The sequence below is a fragment of the Variovorax sp. WDL1 genome, from assembly GCF_001541225.1.
Classification (GTDB): Bacteria; Pseudomonadota; Gammaproteobacteria; order Burkholderiales; family Burkholderiaceae_C; genus Variovorax.
The window spans coordinates 8851-34279 of record NZ_LMTS01000351.1 but is presented as its reverse complement, the minus strand read 5'-3'; the positions used below and the strand labels follow the sequence as shown (position 1 = coordinate 34279).

Here is a 25429-nt window from a genome sequence, read left to right as displayed (position 1 = left end):
CCCCCCCTGCCGTGGTGCAGCGGCTCGCGGCCGAGATCCGCGCCATCGTCGCAGCCGAGGACGTGCGCCCGGTGCTGGTCGAGCGCGGCTTCGAGATCATGAACACCACGCCCGAGCAGTTCGCAGGCGGCTACAGGGCCGAGTTCGAGGTGATCACGCAGCGTATCCGCGCCTTCGGCATCGAGGCGCAGTAGCGCAGATGGTCTGGAAATTAAGGCAAAAGCATCAAGGGTTTGTTCTGGAGGAGGGAAGGCGAGCGGCCGGTAACAATTGAACACAAATTGCGCCGCGCGCTTCTGCCCGGCCTTCTGGAGAGCAGCCCATGGAGTCCGTGCGAGTTCTTTTCTGCGCCGCCGCGCTGGTGCTGGGTACTGCGAACGCAGCGGCCCAGATCCTGATCGGCCAGTCGGCCGGCATATCGGGGCCGGTCGCGGCCAGCGTGCAGGAGACCATCCTCGGTTCACAGCTGGTCATCGACCACGTCAATGCGCAGGGCGGCATCCACGGCGAGAAGATCGAGGTGATCCGCCTGGACGACGGGTTGGACGCCAAGCGCTCGGCCGAGAACTCCCGCATCCTGATCGAGGAGAAGAAGGTGCTGGCGCTGCTGCTCAATCGCGGCACGCCCAATGCGCTGGCGGTCATTCCGCTGCTCGACAAGAGCGGCACTCCGCTGATCGCGCCTTCCACCGGCGCGATGTCGCTGCACAAGCCCGTGCAGAAGCATGTGTTCAACGTGCGCTCCACCTACCAGCGCGAGGCCGAGAAGGCGGTCCAGCATCTGCACACGATAGGCATGCAGCGCATCGCCGTGGTCCAGGCCGACGACTCCTTCGGCAAGGACGGGATGGAAGGCGCGATGAAGGGCTTCGACAAGGCGGGCTTGAAGCCGGCCGCGCTGGTGCTGGCCGACCGCAACAAGCCAGACTACACGGCCATCGTGCCCAAGCTCGCCGCCGCCGACGCGCAGGCCGTGCTGTGGATCGGCTCCGGCACCGCCGTGACCGAAGGCGTGAAGGCGCTGCGCGCCACCGGCTCGGCCGCACAGGTCATCACGCTGTCGAACAATGCGGCATCGGGCTTCATCAAGGAGCTGGGCAGCGCCAGCGGCGGGGTGGTCGTGATGCAGGTGCTGCCGTCGGAGCGCGGCATGGCGCATCCGCTGGTCAAGGAGGCCTCGGACCTGGCCAAGGCGAAGGGCGACATCGAGCTGTCGCCGGCGCTGCTCGAGGGCTTTGTTGCCACCAAGGTGATGGTCGAGGCGCTGCGCCGCGCCGGCCCGAAGCCGACGCGCGCCAGGCTGTTGGCCGTACTCAACGACTTCCGCTACGACCCGGGCGGTGGACTCGAGGTGAGCTACTCGCCGCAGGACCACACGGGCATCGACTACGTCGACCTGTCGATCATCAGCGGGGGCAGGTTCAAGCGCTGATCACTCGACCTGCTGCAGCGCTCTCCGGTACTGCACCGCCTCCGCCACATGCGCCGCCTGCACCGTGCCGGCGCCGGCCAGGTCCGCGATCGTGCGGGCCAGTTTGAGCGTGCGATGCGTCCCCCGGGCCGACCAGCCCAGCCGCGTCGCCGCGGCCTGCAGGAAACGCAAAGCCGCGGCATCCAGCTGCGCATGGCGGTCGATCTCCGCACCCTGTAGCGCCTGGTTGGCCTTGCCCTGCCGCTGCAGGGCGCGCTCGCGCGCCTCGACCACGCGCGCACGGACCTCGGCGCTGGCTTCGCCGGCGGGTGTTTCCAGCAAATGGGTGGCCGGTACCGCGGGCACTTCGATGTGCAGGTCGATGCGGTCCAGCAGCGGTCCGCTGAGCTTGCCCTGGTAGCGTGCCACCTGGTCCGGCGTGCATCGGCAGGGCTTGAGCGTTGAGCCCAGGTAGCCGCACGGGCAGGGGTTCATGGCCGCCACCAGTTGGAAGCGGGCCGGGAACTCGGCACGCCGCGCGGCGCGTGCGATGGTGATGCTGCCGGTCTCCAGCGGCTCGCGCAGCGCTTCGAGCGCGGCGCGCTGGAACTCCGGAAATTCGTCTAGGAACAGCACGCCGTTGTGCGCCAGCGAGATCTCACCCGGCCGTGGCGGCGAGCCGCCGCCCACCAGCGCCACCGCACTGGCGCTATGGTGCGGGCTGCAGGTCGGCCGCATGCGCCAGCGCTCGACGGCGAAGCGGCCGTGCAGGCTCGCGACGGCGGCGCTTTCCAGCGCCTCGTCCACGCTCATCGCCGGCAGCAGGCCGGCGAAGCGCTGGGCCAGCATCGACTTGCCGGAACCGGGCGGACCGACCATCAGCAGGCTGTGCTGGCCGGCCGCCGCGATCTCGAGCGCACGCCTCGCGCCCGCGTGGCCCTTGACATCCGCCAGGTCGGCCGCGGCCGCCGCCGGGCCTGCGGCGGCGGGCAGCGCACGGTGCCAGCCATCTTCAGCCGCATCGCCCGCTGCCGGGCCGCCCGGCAGGAATTGCCGCACCACATCGAGCAGGTGGGCTGCACCGTAGATTTCGGCGCCGGGCACCAGGGCCGCCTCCCTCGCACTCTCTGCCGGCAACACCAGCCTGGTCGCGACACGGCGGCCATGCAGCGCCAGCGCCATCGCGAGCGCACCACGCACGGGCCTCAGGTGCCCAGAAAGGGAGAGCTCCCCCGCGAATTCGTGGCCTGCCAGCCGCGCCGCCTCGATCTGCCCGGCCGCAGCCAGGATGCCCAGCGCGATCGGCAGGTCGAAGCGGCCCGAGTCCTTCGGGAGATCTGCCGGCGCCAGGTTGACCGTGATCCGCTTGTTGCTCGGAAATTCGAGGCCGGCGTTCTGGATGGCGCAGCGCACGCGCTCGCGGGCCTCCTTCACCTCCACGTCCGCCAGTCCCACCAGCGTGAAGCTGGGCAGCCCGTTGGCCAGATGCACCTCGACCGTGACGCTTGCCGCCTCCAGGCCCAGCAAAGCACGGCTTTGCACCAAAGATAAGCTCATTCTTCTCCCTTTCACCAAGATGGTGCGCCCATCTTTTGTTCATGGCGCCGTCATGCACCTGTCCCAGGCTCCGTTGCACACGGGCTGCGAGATTTGGCACGCTCCCTGCTTTGAATGGGTATCCAACCATTTCAAAACTGACCGAGGAGTCTCCCGATGATGCACCGTAAAACCGCGTCCGCCCTGGCCGTCGCCGCCCTCGCTGCCCTGCCGATGCTGGCAAGCGCCCAGCTCACAGGCAACGTCGCGCTGACCAGCAACTACAAGTTCCGAGGCCAGGACCAGGACGTGCTGGGCAACAACGACTTCGCCAAGACCAAGGGCTTCAAGCCCGCCATCCAGGGCGGCTTCGACTATGCCTTCGGCGAGAGCGGGTTCTACATCGGCAACTGGAACTCCAGCGTCAACTGGCTCAATGGCAACAGCATCGAGAGCGACATCTACGGCGGCTACAAGTTCAAGGCCGGCATCTTCGACCTCGACGTGGGCGTGCTGACGTACATCTATCCGGGCAACAGCCGCGGCAACACCACCGAGCTCTACGGCGCCGGGACCTGGGCCGACGAAGCGATCGGCGCGTTCACGCTGAAGTATTCGCACACGGTGTCCAAGGACTACTTCAACTACGCCGGAGAGAGGGACGGCTCCGGCCTGAAGGGCCGCAACACCGGCTACCTGAACCTGAGCTACACCAAGGAAATCGTGCCCAAGGTGACCTTCAAGGCAGCGGTGGGCTATACGCACATGAGCAGCGACATCCGCAGCCTGGGCTATCGCAACTACGTGGACTACAACGTCGGCGCCTCCTACGACTTCGGCAACGGCCTGTCGCTGGCCGGCTCGGTGCAGGGCGCCAACAAGAAGAGTTCGTACCTGCTGGTGGCCGATCCGGGCCTCGACCTGGGCTTCGGACCCATCGGCGAGCGCACCTGGTCGCCCAACAAGGCACGATTCATCGTCACGCTGACCAAGACGCTCTGATCACGACGGCACGCCGTTTCGAGCGATCCAGAGGAGAAACATCATGGAATCTATGAGGGAAGCATCATGAAGCTGGTCACAGCCATCATCAAGCCGTTCAAGCTCGACGAGGTGCGCGAGGCGCTCTCGGCAATCGGGGTGCAGGGCATCACCGTGACGGAGGTCAAGGGCTTCGGCCGCCAGAAGGGCCACACCGAGCTCTACCGCGGCGCAGAGTACGTGGTCGACTTCCTGCCCAAGGTCAAGATCGAGGCGGCCGTGGCCGACGAACTGGTCGAGCGCGTGATCGAGGCGGTCGAGAGCGCCGCGCGCACCGGCAAGATCGGCGACGGCAAGATCTTCGTCTACGACCTCGAGCAGGTCGTGCGCATCCGTACCGGAGAAACAGGCCGCGAAGCCCTTTGACTTCGAGGCACGAAAGAACAGATCCAATGAAAAAACTGCTTGTCTCTCTTGCCCTCGGCCTGAGCGTGCTCGTCGCCGGCACCGCGGGCTTCGCCCAGACCCCGGCCGCGCCGGCCGAAGCGCCCGCCGCCTCGGCCCCGGCCGCCGCGGCGCCCGCTGCAGCGGCCCCGGCTGCTGCAGCAGCACCCGCCGATGCCGCCGCCGCAGCGCCGGCAGCCGCCCCCGCGCCTTCGTTCAACAAGGGCGATACCTCGTGGATGATGTTGTCGACGCTGCTGGTCATCATGATGACCATCCCCGGCCTGGCCCTCTTCTACGGCGGCCTGGTGCGCAGCAAGAACATGCTGTCGGTGCTCATGCAGATCATGGTCACCTTCTCGATGATCGTCGTGCTGTGGCTGATCTACGGCTACAGCCTGGCCTTTACCGAGGGCAACTCCTTCATCGGCGGCTTCGACCGGCTCTTCATGAAGGGCATCTTCGACCCAGCTACCGGCACCTTCGCGCCGGGCGCGACCTTCAGCAAGGGTGTCTACATCCCCGAGCTGCTGTTCGCCGCCTTCCAGGCCACCTTCGCCGGCATCACCTGCTGCCTGATCGTGGGCGCCTTCGCCGAGCGCATCAAGTTCTCGGCCGTGCTGCTCTTCATGGTGCTGTGGTTCACCTTCAGCTATGCGCCGATCGCGCACATGGTGTGGTTCTGGATGGGCCCGGACGCCTATGCCAGCGCGGACGTGGTCGACGCCATGAACGCCAAGGCCGGCCTGATCTGGCAATGGGGTGCGCTGGACTTCGCGGGCGGCACCGTGGTGCACATCAACGCCGCGATCGCGGGCCTGGTGGGCGCCTTCCTCGTCGGCAAGCGCATCGGCTACGGCAAGGAAGCCTTCACGCCGCACTCGCTGACGCTCACGATGGTCGGCGCCTCGCTGCTGTGGGTGGGCTGGTTCGGGTTCAACGCCGGCTCCGCACTCGAAGCGGGCACCAGCGCCGTGCTGGCCTTCATGAACACCTTCTCGGCCACGGCCGCGGCGGTGCTGGCCTGGTCCATCGGCGAAGCGCTGATGAAGGGCAAGGCATCGATGCTGGGTGCCGCATCCGGTGCGGTCGCGGGCCTGGTGGCCATCACGCCCGCGGCCGGCAACGTCGGCCTGATGGGTGCGATCGTGATCGGCTTCGTCGCGGGCTTCGCCTGTCTCTGGGGCGTCAACGGCCTCAAGCGCATGCTCGGCGCGGACGACTCGCTGGACGTCTTCGGCGTGCACGGCGTGGGCGGCATCGTGGGTGCGCTCCTGACCGGCGTGTTCAACACCCAGGCGCTGGGCGGGCCCGGCCTGGTGGGCGACTGGGTCACGGCCGGCATCGTGTCCAACGGCATCGGCGCGCAGGTCTGGATCCAGCTCAAGGCCGTGCTGCTGACCGTCGTATGGTCCGCCGTGGTCTCCTTCGTCGCCTTCAAGATCGTCGACCTGACCATCGGGCTGCGCGTGAGCGAAGAGGAAGAGCGCGAGGGCCTGGACATCTCGTCCCACGGCGAAACCGCCTACAACCGCTGAGGCGGGCGCGGGCCGCATTGCGCGGCCTGCGGTACCGCTCGCAGGAACAATTCAAAGCAAGAGTCTCCTTTGGATGTTCAGCCCGCGAGCGCTTCGGCGCGAGCGGGCTTTTTTTTGAGTTGAGGTGGCACGGTCCCAGGCCCGCGTCCCGGCGGGCGATACCATCCCCGCATGGATCCAGCCCTGCGCCAGATCGCCGAACGCATTCGCGAGGCCGCCGCCGAACGCACGGTGCTGCGCGTCCGCGGCGCCGGCACCAAGGACTTCTACGGCGAGCCGCCGCGCGGCGAGCCGCTCTCCACCGCCGGGCTGCAGGGCATCGTGAGCTACGAGCCCAGCGAGCTTGTGGTCACCGCGCGCGCCGGCACGCAGCTTGTCGAGCTGGAAGCCTTGCTGGCCGAGCAGGGCCAGTGCCTGCCCTTCGAGCCGCCGCGTTTCGGCGGCGGCGGTACCGTCGGCGGCATGGTCGCTGCCGGCCTGAGCGGCCCGGCACGCGCGAGCGTGGGGGCCGTGCGGGACTATGTGCTCGGCGCGCAGCTCTTCAACGGCCGCGGCGAGCTGCTCACGTTCGGCGGCCAGGTCATGAAGAACGTCGCCGGCTACGACGTGTCGCGCGTGCTGGCCGGCTCGTTGGGCGTTCTGGGCCTGGTCACGGAAGTCAGTCTCAAGGTGCTGCCCGTCCCCCCGGCCGAGGCCACGCTGGTCTTCGACTGCCACCAGGCCGATGCGCTGCGTTTGCTCAACGGCTGGGGCGGCCAGCCGCTGCCTCTCAACGCCAGCTGCTGGATGCACGAGCAGGGCCGGGGCCGCCTCTGGCTGCGCCTGCGCGGCGCCACGGCCGCGGTGGCGGCTGCCTGCACCCATCTCGGTGGCGAGCGGCAGGACGACGCGCAGGCATGGGCCGACTGGGAGGCCGTGCGCGACCTGCGCCTGCCGTGGTTCGCCGCGCGCGGGGGGCGCGAGCTTTGGCGCCTGTCGGTGCCGCAGACCGCGCCAGTGCTCCCGCTGGAAGAGCCGCCGTTGATCGAATGGCATGGCGCGCAGCGCTGGTATCTGGTGCCGCCCGGCGAGGGCGAGCGACTCAGGGAAGCGGCGCGCTCCGCGGGCGGCCATGCGACGCTGTTCATGACCGTGGACGGCGCCGGCACCCTCACGCGCCGCTTCGATGCCTTGAGCGCGCCGCTGCGGCGCATCCACGAAGCGCTGATGCGCGAGTTCGACCCCCATGCCGTGTTCGATCGCGCGCGGCTCTTCCCAACGACTTGAGATGCAAACCGAACTCGCCCCCGAATTCCGGAACACCGCCGATGGCCAGGAGGCCGAGTCCATCCTGCGCAAATGCGTGCACTGCGGCTTCTGCACCGCGACCTGCCCGACGTACCAGCTGCTGGGCGACGAGCTCGACGGTCCGCGCGGACGCATCTACCTGATCAAGCAGGTGCTCGAGGGAAAGCCGCCCACGCGCAGCACGCAGCTGCACCTGGACCGCTGCCTCACCTGCCGCAACTGCGAGAGCACGTGTCCGAGCGGTGTGCAATACGGCCACCTGGTCGACATCGGCCGCAGGATCGTCGACGAGAAGGTGCCGCGCCCACCGATGGAAGGTGCGCTGCGCTGGACGCTGAAGGAGGCGCTGCCTTCGCCGCTCTTCGGTCCCGCGATGAAGCTCGGGCAGTCGGTGCGCGGCCTGCTGCCGGCCAAGCTCAAGGCCAAGGTTCCTGCCCCGCAACCGGCGGGCGAATGGCCCAAGCGCACGCATGCACGCAAGATGCTGATGCTCGCCGGCTGCGTGCAGCCGTCGATGGCGCCCAACATCAACAGCGCGACAGCGCGCGTGCTCGATGCCGCGGGCATCGAGGCGGTGATTGCACAGGCCGCGGGCTGCTGCGGCGCGGTGAAGTTCCACCTCAACGACCAGGAAGGTGGCAAGGCGCAGATGCGCGCCAACATCGACGCCTGGTGGCCCTTCGTGGAAGACGGTGTGGTCGAGGCGATCGTGATGAACGCCTCCGGCTGCGGCGTCACGGTGCGCGAGTACGGCCACCTGCTGCGCGACGAGCCAGCCTATGCGGACAAGGCCGCGCGCATCAGCACCCTCACGCGCGACCTGAGCGAGTTGCTGCCCGAGCTGGTCCCGCTGTTGAAGGACCGCGTGAGCGCGCCGCCCGGTGTCCTTGCCTATCACCCGCCCTGCACGCTGCAGCACGGGCAGAAGCTGCGCGGCGGCGTCGAGGTGAACCTGCGCGCGCTCGGCTTCGATATCCAGGTCGCCAAGAACGAGTCGCACCTGTGCTGCGGCTCGGCCGGCACGTACTCCGTGCTTCAGCCCGACCTGGCCTATGCGCTGCGCGATCGCAAGCTGGGCCACCTCGACCAGCTTCGACCGGTCGCCATTGTCTCGGCCAACATCGGTTGCATCACGCACCTGCAAAGCGGCAGTGGCCTGCCGGTGCGGCATTGGGTGGAAGTGCTGGACGAGGCGCTCGTGCCTTGACGGCGGCAATCCAACTTGTGCGCTGCGGCCTCGCGGCAATGATCATCTTGAATCAGCGCACCGGCGTGATCTTGCGGATCGCATTGCCGGAAGTGGCGTAAAGGTTGCCGCTGGCGTCCAACTGCACGTCGTAGGGGGTGTTGAATTGCGCCGCGGTCCCGATGCCGTCGGCAGAGCCCAGCGTTCCGGAACCGGCCAAGGTCGTCACGAGACCAGCCGGTGTGATCTTGCGAATCGCGTGGTTGGCCGCATCGGACACGTAAATGTTGCCGATGGCGTCGATTGCGATGCCGGAGGGAGAGCGAAACTGCGCGCTAGTGCCCACGCCGTCGCTTGCGCCTTGGGTTCCGGAGCCGGCGAATGTGGTGACAACGCCAGTGGGCGTGATCTTGCGGATGCGGTTGTTTCCCCAGTCTGTCACGTAGACGTTGCCGCTGGCGTCGACTGCGACTCCGACGGGCTGGTTGAATCTTGCGGCGGTGCCTGTCCCGTCGACCGAGCCGGGTGTCGTCGAGCCCGCCAGGGTGGTCACAACGCCTTCCGGCGAGATCTTGCGAATCTCGTGGTTGGAAATGTCCGCTACGTAGAGATTGCCGCTTGCATCGACCGCAACGCCTCCCGGATTGTTGAATTGCGCGGTGATACCAGTACCGTCGGCCGAACCTGCCGTTCCGGAGCCCGCGAAGGTGGTGACCACCCCCTGCGGCGTGATCTTGCGGATCTTGTGGTTCAAATCCGCTACATAAAGGTTGCCGCTATCGTCTAAGACCACTCCGTCCGGCGCATCGAACTGCGCAAATGTGCCGGTACCGTCGGCCGCCCCGGCCTGTGTCGAGCCGGCAAATATGGTGACCACCCCGTCCGGCGTGACCTTGCGGATCATGTGGTTGAACGTATCCAGCACAAAGACATTGCCGCTGACATCTACTTTGAGAGCCTGTGGCCCATTGAATGATGCCGCTGCACCTGTTCCGTCGGCGGAGCCTGCTGCAGTGGAGCCGGCAAGCGTCGACACCTGCGCTTGCGCTTCAATGCAGTTCACCTGCACATTGCTCACATCGGCCGTGGCCGTCCCGCTGCCGTTGCTCACGCTGCAGTTCTGCCACAGAGGGTGAGTCCCTACGGTCACCGCATAGGGAGTGTTGAAGACCACGGGCGTTGCAAAGCGGAACTCGCCGTTGGCCGCCAGCGTCAGCGGGTCGCCACCGTTGTCGAGCACGACCAGCTTGGTATTTTCAGCCAGTCCCGAGAGGGTGCCACCGATGACGTAGCTCGGAGTCGGAGCTGCCGGGACTTCGGTCGGAGGCGGGCTCGATGCCGGGGCACTCGGCGTCAAAGCCAGAAGCGCGCATGTCGAGCAGCCGCCATCACCGCCGCCGCCGCAGGCAGCGAGAGACAGGCAGAGGATGGCGCAAGCGAGGAGGCGAAGAGGTGCGGCGAAGAGACTCATGTTCGATGGACCTGATGGTGCCGACCTTGGGTATACCGACGTCTGTTCATTCATCCCGGCACCGAGATGGACGGCGAGATTCTTGTCGCGAATCCGCGCGTTCAATCTGACGAATAGTCGCTAAAGAGGGCGGTGCAAACCCTCATTCCGCGCCCGTCCCGGCGGTATGTGGCGGGGCCTGAGATCGCACAAGCGAAGGAGCAGTGGTCCGACCCCCTATCTCGCGCTGGCGCAGCAAGATCCCCGGGTGTTCACCTCGGGAGCAAGACCATGCGAAAACTCCGCCTCGATCGGATGTTCTGCGGCGCGGCATTTGCCTGTGCCTGCGCGGCGGGACCGCTCGCCGCCTACGCGCAGACCATGAACCCGGGCACCGGCACGCTGCCGGCCATGAAGGTGCAGGGCAACGCACGCTTCGCCTGCGGCGGCATCGGCTCGGACGAGTCCAACGCCATGCGCGCCGCGATGAAGGATCATCCTCTCGCGCTGCTGTTCGCGCGCGCCGACGGTGCCTACCTGGCGAACGTGGACGTCACCATCAAGTCCGCTGCAGGCGACACGGCACTGGCAATGCGTGCCTCCGGCCCCGTGTGCCTGGTCGACCTGCCGGCGGGCCGCTACACGGTGGAGGCGGCCACCGAAGGCATGGTCAAGACCCACACCGTGACCGTCGGCCGCGGTTCGCAGACCGCTGACTTCCGCTTCTGAGCGAAGCCCCGCTTCAGCCCGCCAGCGCCGCCTCGATGTCCCGCTCCATCGAGGCCGGCGTGTCCAGCGGCGCGTAGCGCTTCCGCACCCGCCCGTCCTTGCCGATCAGGAACTTGGTGAAGTTCCACTTGATGGCCGTGCTGCCGAGCAGGCCCGGCGCTTCCTTCGTGAGCCACTTGTAGAGCGGCGTCGCGCCGGCGCCGTTGACCTCGATCTTCTCCATCATCGGAAAGCTCACGCCGTAGTTCTTCACGCAGAAGGCGCCGATCTCCTCGTTCGTGCCCGGGTCCTGGTTGCCGAACTGGTTGGACGGGAAGCCGAGCACCGCGAGGCCTTGGCCGGCGTACTTCTTGTGGAGCGCCTCCAGTCCCTCGAACTGGGGCGTGAAGCCGCACTTGCTGGCGGTGTTGACGATCAGGAGTACCTTGCCCCTGTAGGTGGACAGCGGCACCTCGGTGCCGTCGATCTGCCGGGCTTCGAAGTCGTAGACGCTGGTCATGATGGCGTGTCCTCCAGGATGCGGGAATGCCGATCATCCTCGCGGCTGTTCGTTCGTGCAAACGAGGACCACAAGGCCGCCAGCACGATCAGCGCGCCGCCTGCCCAGATGCGCGCATCCAGCGTGGCGGCGCCCAGCGCCACTGACGAGACGCTGGCGAACAGCACCTCCGACAGCATGATCACCGCCGTGGCGCTGGCCGCCAGCCGCGCGGCGCCGTACTGCAGGCAGATGTTGGCGAAGACGAAGCCGGCGCCCAGCAACGCGGCCCAGCCCGCCCATCCTGCCGCCGCCGGCAGTTGCAATGCCGGCGGCGCCATGACGCCCAACGCCGTGCCGGCCGCCGCCGCCAGGCCCGCGACCAGCGCGCAGCCGCCGAACATGGCGAGCGCACGCGATTCGCCGGGAGCCGCGCGCAGCCGGCGCAGCAGGATGTTGGTGACCGCGAAGCAGAAGCCGGCCGCCACGCCCAGCCAGTCAGGCAGGCTGGCCGGCACCGGCCAGTCGGTTTGCGGCGTCTTGAGCACGACGGCCACGCCGGCCAGCGCGAGCGCCATTCGCGCGAGAGCCGCAGGGCGGGGCCGCTCGCCGAGGAAGATCCAGGCCAGCAGCACGCTCCACAACGGCATCAGGTAGAACAGGAGCACCACCCGCACCACGTCGCCCTGTGTCACCGCCCAGTTGAAGCCCACGTTGGTGAAGCCGGCCGCCAGCCCCAGCAGCGTGAGCGCGGGCCATGTTGCGAAGGGCTGCCAGGCATGGCGGCGCAGCCAGCCCATCGCAAGTGTGATCAGCGCATAGATGAGCGCGGTGGCCCAGACCGGATGCAGCCCATGGGCTTCGATCTGGCGGAAGGGAAACCACGAGACGCCCCACACGAAGGCGTTGAAGACGAGCGCTAATGCAGGCAAGGCGGCGGCAGACTCAGTGATGCTTGTCGCTGCGGGCGATCGCGAGCAGGTGTTCGACCTCTTCGGGATAGCGCTGCAGGTTGTTGCGATGCCAGCGCTTGATGAGCCACATGAATCCCGCGACCACCAGCCCGAATGCAGTGATCGCCGAATACGCCGACAGCCCCAGGCCGGTGCAGGCGCTGTAGAAGGCGCCGAGGATCAGGATGCAGGCCTGCTCGTTGAAGTTCTGCACCGCGATCGACCGGCCGGCGCCCATCAGGTTGTGGCCGCGGTGCTGCAGCAGCGCATTCATCGGCACGACCAGGAAGCCGCCCAGCCCGCCCAGCAGGATGAGGAAGGGCACCGCGACCCAGATGTTGCTGATGAAGTTCATCCCGATCACCAGGATGCCCATGCCGATACCCAGGGGGATCACGCGCGTGGCCATGTCCAGGCGCATGCGCATCGATGCCACCACCGCGCCCACCGCGGTGCCGATCGCCACCACGCCGGTCAGCGAGGACGCCTGCGCCGTGCTGTAGCCCAGCGCCAGCGAAGCCCACGCCAGCACGATGTACTTGAGGTTGCCGCCCGCGCCCCAGAACAGCGTGGTGGTCGCCAGCGAGATCTGGCCCAGCTTGTCGCGCCACAGGCGCGAGTTGCAGTGCCAGAAGTCGGGCAGCAGCGCCAGCAGGTTGCGCAGGATGCCATGCTGTGGATTGCTGCGCAGCGGCCGCATCTCGACGCCGGTGTCGGGGATGCGGGTGTTGAACCACGCCGCGATGATGTAGATGAAGATCAGCGCCGCGATCGCCGCCTCGGGCGGGGTGTCGATGCCGGTGTCGAACACCGGGAAGTCCAGCGCCAGCATCCGGGTCGACAGCGCATGCCCCACCAGCTGCCCGCCGAGCACGATGCCCAGGATGATGGAGGCGATCGTCAGGCCCTCGATCCAGCCGTTGGCCTTGACCAGCTGCGACGCCGGCAGCAACTCGGTCAGGATGCCGTACTTGGCCGGCGAATAGGCCGCCGCCCCCAGGCCGACCACCGCATAGGCCAGCAGCGGATGCGTGCCGAACAGCATCATCACGCAGCCGACCACCTTGATCGCATTGCTGATGAACATCACGCGGCCCTTGGGCAGCGCATCGGCGAAGGCGCCGACCAGCGGTGCCAGCGCCACATAGAAGATGGTGAAGATCGGCACCAGCGCGGCACGCTGCCACTCGGCCGCACCGCTGGTTCGCATCAATTCCACCGCCGCAACGAAAAGCGCGTTGTCGGCCAGCGACGAGAAGAACTGGGCCGACATGATCGTATAGAAACCGCGCTTCATCGATGGGCTGGCTGGCCAGAGGGGCTGCTGGCAATAGTGGAAGTGGGCCGCGGTACTGGCGGAAATGCGCGGTTATAGCATGGGGGTGCAGTGTCAAAATGACGCCACGCCCCGTGTCGTGCGGGTGTTTGTCCTCATGTCCTGAACGGGTTTCGCCTTGCCTCGTCCGATCCTCGCGACCATCCACAGCGCCGCCCTGGCGCACAACCTCGAGCGCGCGCGCCGCGCCGCCGTCGACGCCCGCGTCTGGGCGGTGGTGAAGGCCAATGCCTATGGCCACGGCATCGAGCGCGTGTTCGACTCCTTCCGTGCCGCCGACGGCTTCGCGCTGCTCGACCTGGCCGAGGCCGAGCGCGTTCGCGCCCTCGGCTGGCGCGGCCCGGTGCTGCTGCTGGAAGGCGTGTTCGAGCCGCGCGACCTGGAGCTGTGCTCGCGCCTCGATCTCTGGCACACCGCGCACTGCGACGCGCAGATCGACATGCTGGCCGCCCACAAGACCCAGGCGCCGCAGCGCGTGTTCCTCAAGATGAACTCGGGCATGAATCGTCTCGGCTTCGCCCCCGGGCGCTTCCGTGCCGCCTGGACGCGGCTCAATGCCCTGCCGCAGGTCGACGAGATCTCGCTGATGACGCACTTCAGCGACGCCGACGGCGAGCGCGGCGTGGCCCATCAGCTCGAGGTCTTCGAAAGCGTCACGCGCGACCTGCCGGGCGAGCGCACGATCGCCAACAGCGCCGCCACCCTGCGCCATGCCGCCGCGACGCGCGCCGACTGGGTGCGCCCCGGCATCCTGCTGTATGGCAGTGCGCCCGACTTTCCCGAGCACGATGCGGCGCACTGGCAGCTGCAGCCGACGATGACGCTCTCCACGCGGCTGATCTCGGTGCAGACCCTGGCCGCGGGCGACACCATCGGCTATGGCTCTCGCTTCACCGCCGAAGGGCCGCTCACCATCGGCGTCGCCGCAGTCGGCTACGCCGACGGCTATCCGCGCCATTGCGATACCGGCACGCCCGTGCTGGTGAACGGCGTGCGCACCCGGATGGTCGGCCGCGTCAGCATGGACATGATCACCGTGGACCTCACCCCCGTGCCCGATGCGCGCTTCGGCGCCGAGGTCACGCTGTGGGGGCGTGCGTCGAACGGCGCCGTGCTGCCCATCGACGAGGTCGCGCGGGCCGCGGGCACCGTCGGCTACGAGCTGATGTGCGCAGTGGCGCCGCGCGTGCCGGTGGCGGTGGACTGAGCCCAAGGCGCGGCCGCTTGAAGGTCGTGTCGAACTGGCGCTCCGTGCGCCTGTGGGAAAGGCAGGTCGAGCGCGACCTGCGTCGCGAGCACGAACTGCGCCTGAACGGCCTGCTGGCCTTTTGATCGGGGCCTCGGCGCTGCTGCTCGAGCGTCGAGCGGCCTTTCGCTTCAGTACAGCCCCAGCCGTCGCGCTTGCAGCCTCGCCAGCCCCAACAATGCGTCGGTAAAGGGCGTGGCCACGCCCGCACGCTGCCCCAGCTCGCGCACCACCGACACCAGTGCATCGAGCTCGACCGGGCGATGCGCCTCCACATCCTGCAGCATCGAAGTCTTGAACGCCCCCAGCCTGCGCGTGACCGCGTGCCGGTCCTCGGGGCTCTCGGCGATCGGGATGCCGATGCGCTCGCCGATCTCGCGGGCTTCCAGCATGATGGTCGAGATGAAGCCGCGCACCAGCTCGTCGTTGAGGATGAGGTCGGTGGTGGCGCCGGTCAGTGCGCTGATGGGGTTGACCGTCATGTTGCCCCAGAGCTTGTACCAGACGTCCTTCTGGATCTGCGCCGAGAGGCGGGATTCGAAGCCCGCCTGCTTCAGCAGCGCCTCGAGCCGCTGCGCGCGCGGCGTGGCCTCGCCGGAGGGCTCTCCGATGATCAGGCCATTGCCGAAGTGATGGCGGACCACGCCGGGACCGTCCAGCGAGCAGCTGGCGTGCACCACGCCGCCGATCACATGGCGCGCATGAATGGCGGCGTCGATCTTCCCGCCCGGGTCGACCGCCTCCAGCTGCGTGCCCGCGAGCGGACCGCCGAAGCCGCCCTGCAGGAACCACCAGGGCACGCCGTTCATGGCGGTCAGGACGATCGTGTCGGGCCCGAGCAGCGGCGCGATCTTCGCGGCCACGGCTGGCAGCGCCGGCGCCTTCACGGCGATCACCACCAGGTCCTGCACGCCCAGCTCGGCCGGTTCCATCACCGCGTTGACCGCGACGCGCGTGCGCCGGTCGCCGCGCAGCACGCTCAAGCCTTCGCGCTGCAGGGCTTCTAGCGTCGCGCCGCGCGCCACCACGTTGAGACGGCAGCCTGCCTGCGCAAGGCCGACGCCGATCCAGCCGCCGATCGCGCCGGCGCCGTAGATGCAGACTTTCATCGCTGTCCGCTCAGTGCTTGTAGGAATCGTCGATGCGATCGACCTGGCGCACCAGCGCGTCGAACACGTCCTGCCCGCCGCCGTGCTTCGGGTTGAACTGCAGCGCGTCGCGGGTGCACTTGCGTGCGATCTCCTCCGATACGGGGATCGGCGCGCCCATCGAAAGGGTGGCCATCTGGATCTCGCAGGCGCGCTGCAGGGTCCAGAGGATGGCGAAGGTCTGCGGCAGCGTCTGGCCCCAGGCCAGCAGGCCATGGTTGCGCAGGATCACGGCCGGACGGCTGCCGATGCTCTTCAACAGGCGCGGCCCTTCGTCGGCGTGGATGGTGATGCCTTCGAAGTCGTGGTACGCCACCATGTCGTGCAGCTGGGCCGTGTAGAAATTGGTCTGCTGCAGGCCACCCTGCAGGCAGGCCACGGCCACGCCGGCGGTGGTGTGCGTGTGCATCACGCAATGCGCATCGGGCAGGCCGTCGTGGATGGCGGCATGCACGGTGAAGCCGGCGGGGTTGACCGGATGGCGCGAGCCGTCGAGCACCTTGCCCTGCAGGTCGATCTTCACCAGGTTGCCGGCGGTGACTTCGCTGTAATGCAGGCCGAAGGGGTTGATCAGGAACTGCTTCTCGCCACCCGTCACGCTGTCGGGCAGCCGCACCGTGATGTGGTTGTAGATCATCTCGGTCCAGCCCAGCATCGCGAACACGCGGTAGCAGGCGGCCAGCTGCAGGCGCGCCTCCTGTTCGTCGGGATGGATGGCGGGACGGGCCGGGGTGGCCGGCGTGGCGAATGGCGTGTTCATCGGCAGTTCCTTTTTCTATCAATGACTTGCCACTCGGCAAGCTCCCTGCCTGTTCGGGGGACACCGCGGAACCGGCTTTGCCGGGCCGCTGGTGTCGCCCCCTCGAGGGGGGAGGCGGCTACACGAAGTGAGCAAGCAACGGGGTTGGGCTTACCCCTCCGCGGTGAAGCCGATCTGCTTCACGATCGGGGCCCACTTGGCGGTGTCCTTCTTGATCAGCTCGGTCAGCTCCGCCGGCGAAGAGGACATCGCCTCCAGCCCGAAGGTGGCGAGCCCGTCGATCACGTCCTTCTGCGCCAGCGCCGTCTTCATCGCCGCATTGGCGCGCGCCACCACTTCGGGCGACGCCTTGGCCGGCAACAGGAAGGCGAACCATTCGCTGTGCGTGACGTTCTTGACGCCCTGCTCCTCGAAGGTCGGCACGTCCGGTGCGAAGCGGCTGCGCTTGGCACCGGAGACGCCGAGGATGCGCACCTTGCCCGAGGCGAGGTGCTGGGTGATGTCGCCGATCGGGCCCGACACGGCCGCCACGTTGCCGCCGAGCAGGTCGAGCATGGCGGGCTGCGTGCCGCGGTAGGCCGCGTGCTTGAGGTCCACGCCCGCGTTCTTGCCGAGCAGCGCGCCGATGAAGTGCGGCGTGGAGCCGGCCGCCGGCGATCCGTAGTTGGCGCCTTCGGGATGGGCCTTGGCCCAGGCGAGGTACTCGGGCACCGACTTCACCGAGGCGGGCACGGCCGGCCCGACGGCAAAGCCGAAGTCGAACTGGCAGGCGACCGTCAGCGGCGTGAGGTCCACCAGCGGGTCGTAGGGCAGCTTCTTGTAGATGTGCGGATAGATGGTGAGGATGGAGGTCGGCGTCTGCAGGATCGTCGCGCCGTCGGCCGGCTGGCCCTTGACGTAGGTGACGGCGATCTGGCCGCCCGCGCCGGTGCGGTTTTCCACCACCACGGCCTTGCCGTAGTCGGGCTGGAGGCGGCTCGCGACGCGGCGGCACAGGGTGTCGGAGGTGCCGCCGGCCGCGAAGCCGGTGATCAGGCGCGCGGTCTCGAAGGGCTGCGCCTGCGCGAAGGCCTGCTGGCCCAGGCTGGCGAGCAGGGCGGAGGCACCGGTGGTCTGCAGCAGGTGGCGGCGGGTGATGGTCATGATGTGGAAGTCTCCGTTTGAGGGCGTTTCAGGATTCGTCGCGCAGCCAGGTGACTGCGCCCGAATGGGTCACGGCGCCCTGATGGCTCGGGCGCACGGTGAGCGCGTATTTTTCCAGCAAGCCGGTGTGCCGCACCCCCGCGTTTACCTGACGTCCGGCCAGCCGCGCGGCGATCTCCCCGCCGCTCAATTCGACGGTGATGCTGCGCGCCTCGGCACGCGCATCGATGGCGACGATGTCGCCGTCGCGCAATGCCGCGATGGGCCCGCCCTCGGCCGCCTCCGGCCCCGCGTAGCCGATGCACAGGCCACGCGTCGCACCGGAGAAGCGGCCGTCGGTCAGGAGCGCGACCTTGTCGCCCATGCCCTGGCCGTAGAGCAGGGCGGTGATGCCCAGCATCTCGCGCATGCCCGGGCTGCCTTTCGGGCCTTCGTTGCGGATCACGATCACGTCGCCGGCCTGGTAGCGGCGGTTCTGCACGGCGGCCTGCGCCTGTTCCTCCGACTCGAAGACGCGCACCGGGCCGCGGTGCACCAGCGTCTTGAGGCCCGCGGTCTTCAGCAGGGCTCCGTCCGGGCACAGGTTGCCCTTGAGCACGGCGAGTCCTCCATCGCGCGTGATCGGGTCGCCGGCCTTGCGCACCACGCGGCCGTCGGGCTCGGGCGCATCGGCCACTTCCTCGGCCAGCGTGCGGCCGGTGAAGGTGAGCGCGTCGCCGTGCAGGTAGCCCTGTTCGAGCAGCGTGCGCAGGATCACGCCGGCGCCGCCGATGTAGTACACATCGCGCGCGAGGTACTGCCCGCCCGGGCGCAGGTCGGCGACGAGCGGCGTCCGCGCGAAGACCTCGGCCACGTCGTCGAGGTGGAAGCGTATGCCGGCTTCATGCGCGATGGCGGGCAGATGCAGCGCCGCATTGGTCGAGCCGCCGGTGGCCGAGACCACGGCGCAGGCGTTCTCCAGCGCCTGGCGCGTCACGATGTCGCGCGGCAACGGGCCCTCGCCCATCACGGCCTTCATCAGCTGCCGCGCCGCGCGGCGCATCAGCGGCGCGCGCTCGCTGAACACGGCCGGCACCATGCTGGAGCCGATCGGCGCGAGGCCCAGCGCCTCCGACACCATGCCCATGGTGTTGGCGGTGAACTGGCCGGCGCAGGCGCCTGCGGTGGGCAGGCAGGCGCGACTCATGGCGTCGAGCTCCTCGTGCGTGGCGTCGCCGGCCAGCACCTTGCCGATGGTCTCGTAGGTGTCGACCACGTTGAGGTCGCGGCCGTCCGGCCCCGGCATCTGGCCGGGCAGGGCCGAGCCGCCATGCACGAACACGCTGGGGACGTTGCAGCGGACCATGCCCATCATCAGACCGGGCAGGTTCTTGTCGCAGGCGCCGATGGCGAAGATGCCGTCCCACTGGTGGCCGCGGGTGGATGCTTCGACGCTGTCGGCGATCAGCTCGCGCGAGATCAGCGAGAAGCGCATGCCCGAGTGCGCCATGGTGAGGCCGTCGCTCACCGACACCACCGGGCACTCGTGCGGCGTGCCGCCGCCGGCGTAGATGCCGGTCTTGGCATGCTGCGCCTGCTCGCGCAGGTTGAGGTTGCAGGGGCTCATCTCGCCGCCGGTGTGGAACACGCCGATGTGCGGGCGCGCGATGTCCTCGTCGTCCTGGCCCAGCGCATGCAGGAAGCTGCGCGTGGTGGCGCGGATGGTGCCCTCGCGGATGATCGCGGAGCGGAAGCGCTTGGGATCGGTCATGGTGTTCTCAGTACGTGCCGCCCGCAGATGTTGGCTTCGGGCCGCCCTTGAAGCGGGCGGCCAGCGCGTTGGTGCTGCGCACCAGCAGGTTGGTGTCCAGGCCGACCGCGACGAAAAGTGCGCCCAGATCCAGGTATTTCTGTGCCAGCGTCTCGTCGGGCGTCAGGATGCCGGCGGCCTTGCCGGCCCTTTGGATGCGTGCGATCGCGTCGTCGATGGCCGCCTGCACCTCGGCATGGTTCGAATCGCCGACATGGCCGAGCGAGGCCGACAGGTCGGCCGGCCCGATGAAGACGCCATCGACGCCGTCGACGGCCGCGATCGCATCCAGGTTCGCCAGCGCTTCGCGCGACTCGGCCTGCACCAGCAGGCAGACCTGCGAGTTGGCCTCCCTGGCATAGGCCGGGTAGCGGCCCCAGCGCGAGGCGCGCGCGCCGCCCATGCCGCGGATGCCGTCCGGCGGGTAGCGCATGGCGCGCACGATCGTCGCCGCCTGCTCGGGCGTGTCGACCATCGGCACCAGCAGAGTCTGCACGCCGAGGTCGAGGTATTGCTTGATCAGCGCGGTGCCCACGTGCCCGTGTCCGACCGGCACACGCGCGATGGCGTTCACGCCGGGATAGGCCGCAATGGCCTGCGCCTGCTGCAGCACGCTGCGCAGGCCGTTGGGCGAATGCTCGCCGTCGATGAGCAGCCAGTCGAAGCCGGCGCCGGCGCAGATCTCCGTGCTGTAGGCGTCGGCCAAGCCGAGCCAGAGGCCGATCTGCGCGCGCTTGTCGGCCAGGGCTTGCTTGAAGGGATTGGTGGGGGTTTGCATGGTGCTTCTTCTTCAGACAAAACGGAATGCGATGGAACCGAGCGTGCCGTAGTCGGCGTGGAAAGTATCCCCCGGCTTCGCAGTGGTCGGCCGGGTGAAGGAGCCGCCCAGCACAACCTCGCCCGCCTCCAGGCACTCGCCCCAGGGCGCGAGCTTGTTCGCCAGCCAGGCCACGCCGGTGGCCGGGTGGTTGAGCACGGCCGCGGCCAGGCCCGACTCCTCGATCACGCCGTTCTTGTAGAGCAGGGCGCCGACCCAGCGCAGGTCCACCGCATCGGGCTTCACCGGCCGGCCGCCGGTCACGATGCCCGCATTGGCCGCGTTGTCGGCGATGGTGTCGAAGACCTTGCGCATGGCGCCGGTCTCGCGGTCGAGCTGCTCGATGCGCGCATCGATGATCTCGATCGCCGGTACCACGTAGTCGGTGGCGGCGAGCACGTCGAAGATGCTGACGTTCGGCCCCTGCAGCCGCTTGCCCAGCACGAAGGCGAGCTCGACCTCGATGCGCGGCGCGATGAAGCGGGTGAAGGGGATGTCCCCACCCTGCTCGAAGAACATGTCGTCCAGCAGCGTGCCGTAGTCCGGCTCGGTGATCTGGCTGGCCTGCTGCATCGCGCGCGAGGTCAGGCCGATCTTGTGGCCCCGTACCACGCGGCCCTCGGCCAGCTTGGTCTTCACCCATTCGCGCGAGATGGCGTAGCCGTCGTCGACGGTCATCTCGGGATGGCGCATCGAGAAATGCCGCAGCTGAACGCGCGACTTCTCGCTTTCGTGCAGCTCGGCCGCGAGTTGCTGGATCAGCTTCTTGTCGAGCATCTCAGGGCTGGAAGAGTGAATGCAGGTTGCCGCACTTGCCGTCGTACACCTGGCCGGGCGCTTCGTCGATCTGCAGCGTGATGCCGACGTGCCGCTTCGCCAGCAAGGGCTCGGCCTGCTGCTTGAGCCGCGCGAGCAAGGCATCGCCGACGCGCTTCTTCACTGCGTCGGGGCGTCCCGCCGCCATGCGCAGGTTGAGGTAGACGAAGCCATGCTCGCCAGAGCCGTCGGCCACTGCGAAGTGCGCGGCCGGATAGGCCAGCACGCGCGTGCCGCCGACAGGGAAGACCGGGCGGTCCTGGTCGTCGCGCTGTTCGAGCATGGTGTCGGCGAGTGCGCGGCACAGCGCCGGCATGTCGGCGTCGGCTTCGACGTCGGGTGTGTAGAGAATCACGAGATGGGGCATGGTGGGCTTTCTCAGGCGGTGGCTTGCGTCGCCAGCGGCGTCACAGGAAAGATCGCATTGATCTGCCCCGTGCCCGAGCTGCCGAAGTAGGGTGTGACGATTTCCACTGGCGCTGTGTAGCGGTCCCAGCCGAGCAGGCCCAGGAGCATCGCGGTGTCGTGCATGTCGCCCTCGCCCCAGCACTTTTCGGCGTACATCGGCAGCATGCCCAGGAAGGTCTTCCATTCGCCGGCCTTCCACAGCTCGACCACGCGATGGTCGACCTGCTCGAGGAAGGGGTCGTACACCTTGTGCATGAACTCCGGCGCGCGGCCGTTGTCGGCGAAGTGGTGCGACAGCGAGCCGCTGGCGAACACCGCCACCGTGCCCTCGTAGCGTTCCTCGATCGCGCGGCGCACGGCGAGCCCGAAGCGGCCCGACTCGGTGAGGTCGTGCCAGTCGCACCAGCCGCTGACGCTGATCACCTTGTAGTGCTGGTCGGCGTTCATGTAGCGCATCGGCACCAGCGTGCCGTATTCGAGCTCCAGCGTGGTGTCGCTGTGGGCACGGCTCTTCACGCCCATCTCGTTGGCCATGTCGCCGATCAGGTGGCCCAGCGCCGGATTGCCCGGGTAGGCATAGGGCATGTTCTTGATGAAGTGCGGCAGCTCGTTGCTGGTGTAGGTGCCCTCGAACGCCGGGCCGCAGTTGATGTGGTATTCGCTGTTGACCTGCCAGTGCACGTCGAACACCACGATGGTGTCGACGCCGAGTTCGCGGCAGCGCCGGTCGATTTCCTTGTGGCCGTTGATGGCCGCGTCGCGGCAGCCGAAGTTCGGGCCGGGGAATTCCGAAAGGTACATCGAGGGGACGTGCGTGATCTTGGCGGCGAGTGCGAGCGTGCCCATGTCTAGACTCCCCAATGCGGGATGTGGTGCGAGCCGAGCGACACAGCCACGTTCTTCGGCTCGCAGAAGACCTCGTAGCTCCAGGTGCCGCCCTCGCGCCCCGTGCCCGAAGCCTTGGTGCCGCCGAAGGGCTGGCGCAAGTCCCTGACGTTCTGGCTGTTGACGAAGCACATGCCGGCCTCGACGGCCGCGGCCACGCGGTGCGCGCGGCCGATGTTCTCGGTCCAGACGTAGCTGCTCAATCCGTACTGGATGTCGTTGGCCAGGCGGATCGCGTCGGCCTCGTCCTTGAAGGGAATCAGGCAGGCCACGGGGCCGAAGATCTCGTCCTGCGCGATCTTCATGCGGTTGTCGACATCGGCGAAGACCGTGGGCGCGACGTAGTTGCCGCGCCGCACGCGCTCCGGCAGCTGCGGGACTTCGAGGCCCCCGCACAGCAGCGTCGCGCCTTCCTTCGGCCCCAGCTCGATGTAGCTGCGCACCTTGGCCAGGTGCGCCTGCGAGATCATCGGGCCGACGATGGTCGCTTCATCGAGCGGGTCGCCGACCACGATGCGCTTCGCGCGCTCGGCGAACTTCGCCGCGAAGTCGGCGTAGATCGACTGCTGCACCAGGATGCGCGAGCCCGCTGTGCAGCGCTCGCCGTTGTTGCTGAAGATCATGAAGATGGCCGCGTCGAGCGCGCGACCCAGGTCCGCATCGTCGAAGATCACGAACGGGCTCTTGCCGCCCAGCTCCATGCTGAACTTCTTCAGGCCCGCGCTCTTGACGATGCGGTTGCCTGTGGCGGTCGAGCCGGTGAAGGAGATCGCCCGCACGTCCGGGTGCGCCACCAGCGGCTCGCCGGCCTCCTTGCCGTAGCCGTGCACCAGGTTCAGCACGCCCGCCGGAATGCCGGCTTCGAGCGCCAGCTCGCCCAGGCGCGCGGCGGTGAGCGGCGAGAGCTCGCTCATCTTGAGCACGGCGGTGTTGCCGAAGGCCAGGCAGGGCGCGACCTTCCAGGTGGCGGTCATGAAGGGCACGTTCCACGGCGAGATCAGCGCACACACGCCGACCGGGTGGAACAGCGTGTAGTTGAGGTGCGTCTCGGTCGGGTAGGTGTGGCCGTCGACCCGCGTGCACATCTCGGCGAAGTAGTAGAAGTTGTCAGCCGCGCGCGGCAGCAGCTGCCTGCCCGTCTGCGCGATGACCTGGCCGCAATCGTCGGTCTCGGTGCGCGCCAGTGCGGGCACGTGGGCCGCAATCAGGTCGCCGAGCTTGCGGATCAGCTTCGCGCGTTGGGGCGCGGGCATGCCGGCCCACTTCGGAAAGGCGGCCTTCGCGGCGGCAACGGCCGCGTTGACTTCCGCTTCGCCGCCGGACGCGACTTCGGCCAGCACCTCCTGCGTGGCCGGATTGACAGTCTCGAAATAGTCGTTGCCGGCGACCGGCTTGCCGCCGATCAGGTGATCGATCTTCATGGGGGGCTCTCTCAGTCCAGTTTGATGTCGCGCGCCTTGATCAGCGCGTGCCACTTCTTGCGCTCGGATTCGGCGTAGCGCGTCATCTCGGCGGCGTCGGCCGGGCGTGCCTCCCAGCCGGCTTCGAAGAGCTTCTGCCGCACGGCCGGATCGTTCATGGTCTTGCCGAGCTCGGCGCCGAGCCGGGCCTGCACGTCCTTGGGCGTGGCGGCCGGCGCCACCAGCCCCTGCCAGGCGTAGGCCTCGACATTGGCAAAACCCAGCTCCTTGGCCGTCGGCACGTTGGGCAGCTGCGGCATGCGTTCGGCCGACAGCGCGATCAGCGGCGTGATCTTGCCGGCCTTGACGGCGCCGACGCCGCTCGGCAGGTCCAGCACGATCAGCGGCACCTGCCCGGCCAGCAGGTCCTGCATGGCCGGCGCGCCGCCCTTGTACGGCACGTGCAGCAGCGAGACGCCCGCCTCGCGCTGGAACAGCTCGAGCGCGAGGTGGTGCGGGCTGCCGTTGCCGGGTGTCCCGATGCTGTACTTGCCCGGCGAGCGCTTGAGCTCGGCGAGCAGCGCCTTGGCGTCGGCGATGCCGGCGTTGGGTCCGGCGGTGATGACCAGCGCCGAGCGGCCCATCATCCCGAGCAGCGCGAAGTCCTTCTCGGGGTCGTAGGGCACCTTCTTGTAGAGCACGGGGTTGTAGACCAGCACGCCGTTGTCGGCCGAGAACACGGTGTAGCCGTCCGGCGCCGCGCGCGCCACGTGCTCCGACGCGATCATGGCCGCGGCGCCGGGCCGGTTGTCGATCACGACCGGCTGGCCGAGCTGCTGCGAGAGCTGGGCGCCGGCGGTGCGCGCGAGGAAGTCGGTGCCACCGCCGGCCGGATAGCCGACCACCCAGCGCACCTGCCGGTTCGGGTAGGACTGGGCAGGCGCATCGAGGGCGAGCATCGATGCACAGAGTGCGAGCAGGGCTGCGGCGAGTCGCGGTGTCTTGATCATGGTGTCTCCTTGGTGGGGGGTCGGGACGAATACCCGCTTTCAGCCCGCGGCGATCGTGTTGACCAGCGCGCCGATGTGCTCGATTTCCGTGACGACCACGTCGCCCGGCCTGCAATCGACCACGCCATCGGGCGTGCCGGTGAGGATCAGGTCGCCGGGCGCGAGCGTCATGAAGGCCGAGAAGTACTCGATGAGGAAGGGCACGTCGAAGATCATGTCCCTGGTGTTCCCCGACTGCGTGACCTTCCCGTCGACGGTGGTCTGCAGCGCGAGGGTCATGGGGTCGGGCACGTCTTTCGCGTCCACCAGCCAGGGCCCGATGGGCGTGCAGGTGTCGCGGTTCTTCACGCGCAGGTTGGGGCGGTACCAGTTCTCCAGGTAATCGCGGATCGCATAGTCGTTGGCCACGGTGTAGCCGGCGATGAAGTCGTAGGCGTCGTCGCGCCGCACCCTGCGCGCCGTCCTGCCGACGACCACCGCGAGCTCGCATTCGTAGTGCATGAAGGTCACATCGGCCGGGCGTCGCGTCTTCTGGCGATGGCCGATGAGTGTGCTCTGGCCCTTCACGAAGACCAGCGGCTCTTCGGGTGCCTTGAATTCCAGCTCTTTCGCGTGATCGGCGTAGTTGAGACCGAGTGCGAGGATGGTGCGCGGGCGCGGGGTGGGCGCCAGCGGCGG

The 25429-nt window shown here is 68.2% G+C and carries 24 protein-coding genes and 1 pseudogene; 9 read left to right on the top strand and 16 right to left on the bottom strand.

Annotated features, from left to right (window positions below; genetic code table 11):
• Window positions 1-194: pseudogene (locus APY03_RS45275) on the top strand (tripartite tricarboxylate transporter substrate binding protein); the annotation flags it as partial.
• 128 nt (window positions 195-322) lie between these two features.
• A complete protein-coding gene (locus APY03_RS39840; protein ID WP_068686420.1) occupies window positions 323-1432 on the top strand; it encodes an ABC transporter substrate-binding protein in 1110 nt (369 codons plus the stop codon).
• On the opposite strand, the gene APY03_RS39835 is transcribed toward APY03_RS39840, so the two are convergent.
• Window positions 1433-2968 carry a YifB family Mg chelatase-like AAA ATPase gene (locus APY03_RS39835; RefSeq protein WP_068686418.1) on the bottom strand — a complete coding sequence of 512 codons (1536 nt, stop codon included), beginning with the start codon at window positions 2966-2968 and terminating at the stop codon, window positions 1433-1435.
• Between the two features lie 159 nt (window positions 2969-3127).
• Here APY03_RS39835 and APY03_RS39830 point away from each other — a divergent pair, with 159 nt between their 5' ends.
• The 5 genes from APY03_RS39830 (at window position 3128) to glcF (ending at window position 8404) form a co-directional block, all read left to right on the top strand.
• A complete protein-coding gene (locus tag APY03_RS39830) occupies window positions 3128-3949 on the top strand; it encodes a TorF family putative porin (RefSeq protein ID WP_068686446.1) in 822 nt (273 codons plus the stop codon).
• Window positions 3950-4015: 66 nt separating this feature from the next.
• Window positions 4016-4354: a P-II family nitrogen regulator gene (gene glnK / locus APY03_RS39825; protein WP_068686416.1), complete on the top strand. Its 339-nt coding sequence runs from the start codon at window positions 4016-4018 to the stop codon at window positions 4352-4354.
• Window positions 4355-4380: 26 nt separating this feature from the next.
• Window positions 4381-5910 (top strand): ammonium transporter, encoded by a 1530-nt coding sequence (locus APY03_RS39820; RefSeq protein ID WP_174262780.1) that lies wholly within the window; start codon window positions 4381-4383, stop codon window positions 5908-5910.
• Between the two features lie 171 nt (window positions 5911-6081).
• Window positions 6082-7176: a glycolate oxidase subunit GlcE gene (gene glcE, locus APY03_RS39815; protein WP_068686414.1), complete on the top strand. Its 1095-nt coding sequence runs from the start codon at window positions 6082-6084 to the stop codon at window positions 7174-7176.
• A gap of 1 nt (window position 7177) precedes the next feature.
• Window positions 7178-8404 (top strand): glycolate oxidase subunit GlcF, encoded by a 1227-nt coding sequence (gene glcF, locus APY03_RS39810; RefSeq protein ID WP_068686412.1) that lies wholly within the window; start codon window positions 7178-7180, stop codon window positions 8402-8404.
• A 52-nt stretch (window positions 8405-8456) separates the two neighbouring features.
• On the opposite strand, the gene APY03_RS39805 is transcribed toward glcF, so the two are convergent.
• Window positions 8457-9854: an NHL repeat-containing protein gene (locus APY03_RS39805; protein ID WP_083944967.1), complete on the bottom strand. Its 1398-nt coding sequence runs from the start codon at window positions 9852-9854 to the stop codon at window positions 8457-8459.
• Window positions 9855-10124: 270 nt separating this feature from the next.
• Between APY03_RS39805 and APY03_RS39800 the strand changes: the two genes are divergently transcribed.
• Window positions 10125-10562, top strand: a complete 438-nt coding sequence (locus tag APY03_RS39800; RefSeq protein WP_083944965.1) for a carboxypeptidase-like regulatory domain-containing protein — start codon at window positions 10125-10127, stop codon at window positions 10560-10562.
• A gap of 13 nt (window positions 10563-10575) precedes the next feature.
• On the opposite strand, the gene APY03_RS39795 is transcribed toward APY03_RS39800, so the two are convergent.
• Genes APY03_RS39795 through lplT form a run of 3 tightly spaced genes read right to left on the bottom strand, consistent with a single transcriptional unit; the run spans window position 10576 to window position 13290 of the window.
• Complete coding sequence (locus APY03_RS39795) at window positions 10576-11061, bottom strand: glutathione peroxidase (RefSeq protein ID WP_068686408.1); 486 nt, start codon at window positions 11059-11061, stop codon at window positions 10576-10578.
• Window positions 11058-11972, bottom strand: coding sequence for a DMT family transporter (locus APY03_RS39790; protein WP_068686406.1), 915 nt, complete (start codon window positions 11970-11972; stop codon window positions 11058-11060). The genes APY03_RS39795 and APY03_RS39790 overlap by 4 nt, the downstream gene beginning before the upstream one ends.
• 13 nt (window positions 11973-11985) lie before the next feature.
• Window positions 11986-13290, bottom strand: coding sequence for a lysophospholipid transporter LplT (gene lplT / locus APY03_RS39785; protein ID WP_068686404.1), 1305 nt, complete (start codon window positions 13288-13290; stop codon window positions 11986-11988).
• A 157-nt stretch (window positions 13291-13447) separates the two neighbouring features.
• Between lplT and alr the strand changes: the two genes are divergently transcribed.
• Window positions 13448-14536, top strand: a complete 1089-nt coding sequence (gene alr, locus APY03_RS39780; RefSeq protein ID WP_068686402.1) for an alanine racemase — start codon at window positions 13448-13450, stop codon at window positions 14534-14536.
• A gap of 170 nt (window positions 14537-14706) precedes the next feature.
• Here alr and APY03_RS39775 read toward each other — a convergent pair whose 3' ends face one another.
• The 11 genes from APY03_RS39775 to APY03_RS39725 form a co-directional block, all read right to left on the bottom strand.
• On the bottom strand, window positions 14707-15684 hold the full coding sequence (locus tag APY03_RS39775; RefSeq protein WP_068686400.1) for a 2-dehydropantoate 2-reductase: 978 nt from the start codon (window positions 15682-15684) through the stop codon (window positions 14707-14709).
• 10 nt (window positions 15685-15694) lie between these two features.
• On the bottom strand, window positions 15695-16483 hold the full coding sequence (locus APY03_RS39770) for a class II aldolase/adducin family protein (RefSeq protein ID WP_068686398.1): 789 nt from the start codon (window positions 16481-16483) through the stop codon (window positions 15695-15697).
• A gap of 150 nt (window positions 16484-16633) precedes the next feature.
• Window positions 16634-17626 (bottom strand): Bug family tripartite tricarboxylate transporter substrate binding protein, encoded by a 993-nt coding sequence (locus APY03_RS39765; protein WP_068686396.1) that lies wholly within the window; start codon window positions 17624-17626, stop codon window positions 16634-16636.
• A 28-nt stretch (window positions 17627-17654) separates the two neighbouring features.
• Window positions 17655-19376: a dihydroxy-acid dehydratase gene (gene ilvD / locus APY03_RS39760; protein WP_083944963.1), complete on the bottom strand. Its 1722-nt coding sequence runs from the start codon at window positions 19374-19376 to the stop codon at window positions 17655-17657.
• 7 nt (window positions 19377-19383) lie between these two features.
• Window positions 19384-20193 (bottom strand): aldolase/citrate lyase family protein, encoded by an 810-nt coding sequence (locus APY03_RS39755; protein WP_068686394.1) that lies wholly within the window; start codon window positions 20191-20193, stop codon window positions 19384-19386.
• Between the two features lie 12 nt (window positions 20194-20205).
• Complete coding sequence (gene hpaH / locus APY03_RS39750) at window positions 20206-21009, bottom strand: 2-oxo-hept-4-ene-1,7-dioate hydratase (RefSeq protein WP_068686392.1); 804 nt, start codon at window positions 21007-21009, stop codon at window positions 20206-20208.
• A 1-nt stretch (window position 21010) separates the two neighbouring features.
• Window positions 21011-21415 (bottom strand): 5-carboxymethyl-2-hydroxymuconate Delta-isomerase, encoded by a 405-nt coding sequence (locus APY03_RS39745; protein ID WP_068686390.1) that lies wholly within the window; start codon window positions 21413-21415, stop codon window positions 21011-21013.
• An 11-nt stretch (window positions 21416-21426) separates the two neighbouring features.
• Window positions 21427-22302: a 3,4-dihydroxyphenylacetate 2,3-dioxygenase gene (gene hpaD / locus APY03_RS39740; RefSeq protein WP_068686388.1), complete on the bottom strand. Its 876-nt coding sequence runs from the start codon at window positions 22300-22302 to the stop codon at window positions 21427-21429.
• Between the two features lie 2 nt (window positions 22303-22304).
• On the bottom strand, window positions 22305-23762 hold the full coding sequence (gene hpaE / locus APY03_RS39735) for a 5-carboxymethyl-2-hydroxymuconate semialdehyde dehydrogenase (RefSeq protein WP_068686385.1): 1458 nt from the start codon (window positions 23760-23762) through the stop codon (window positions 22305-22307).
• Window positions 23763-23773: 11 nt separating this feature from the next.
• On the bottom strand, window positions 23774-24751 hold the full coding sequence (locus APY03_RS39730) for a Bug family tripartite tricarboxylate transporter substrate binding protein (protein ID WP_068686383.1): 978 nt from the start codon (window positions 24749-24751) through the stop codon (window positions 23774-23776).
• A 39-nt stretch (window positions 24752-24790) separates the two neighbouring features.
• The coding region (locus APY03_RS39725) for a fumarylacetoacetate hydrolase family protein (protein ID WP_232324583.1) at window positions 24791-25429 on the bottom strand (639 nt) is incomplete at its 5' end.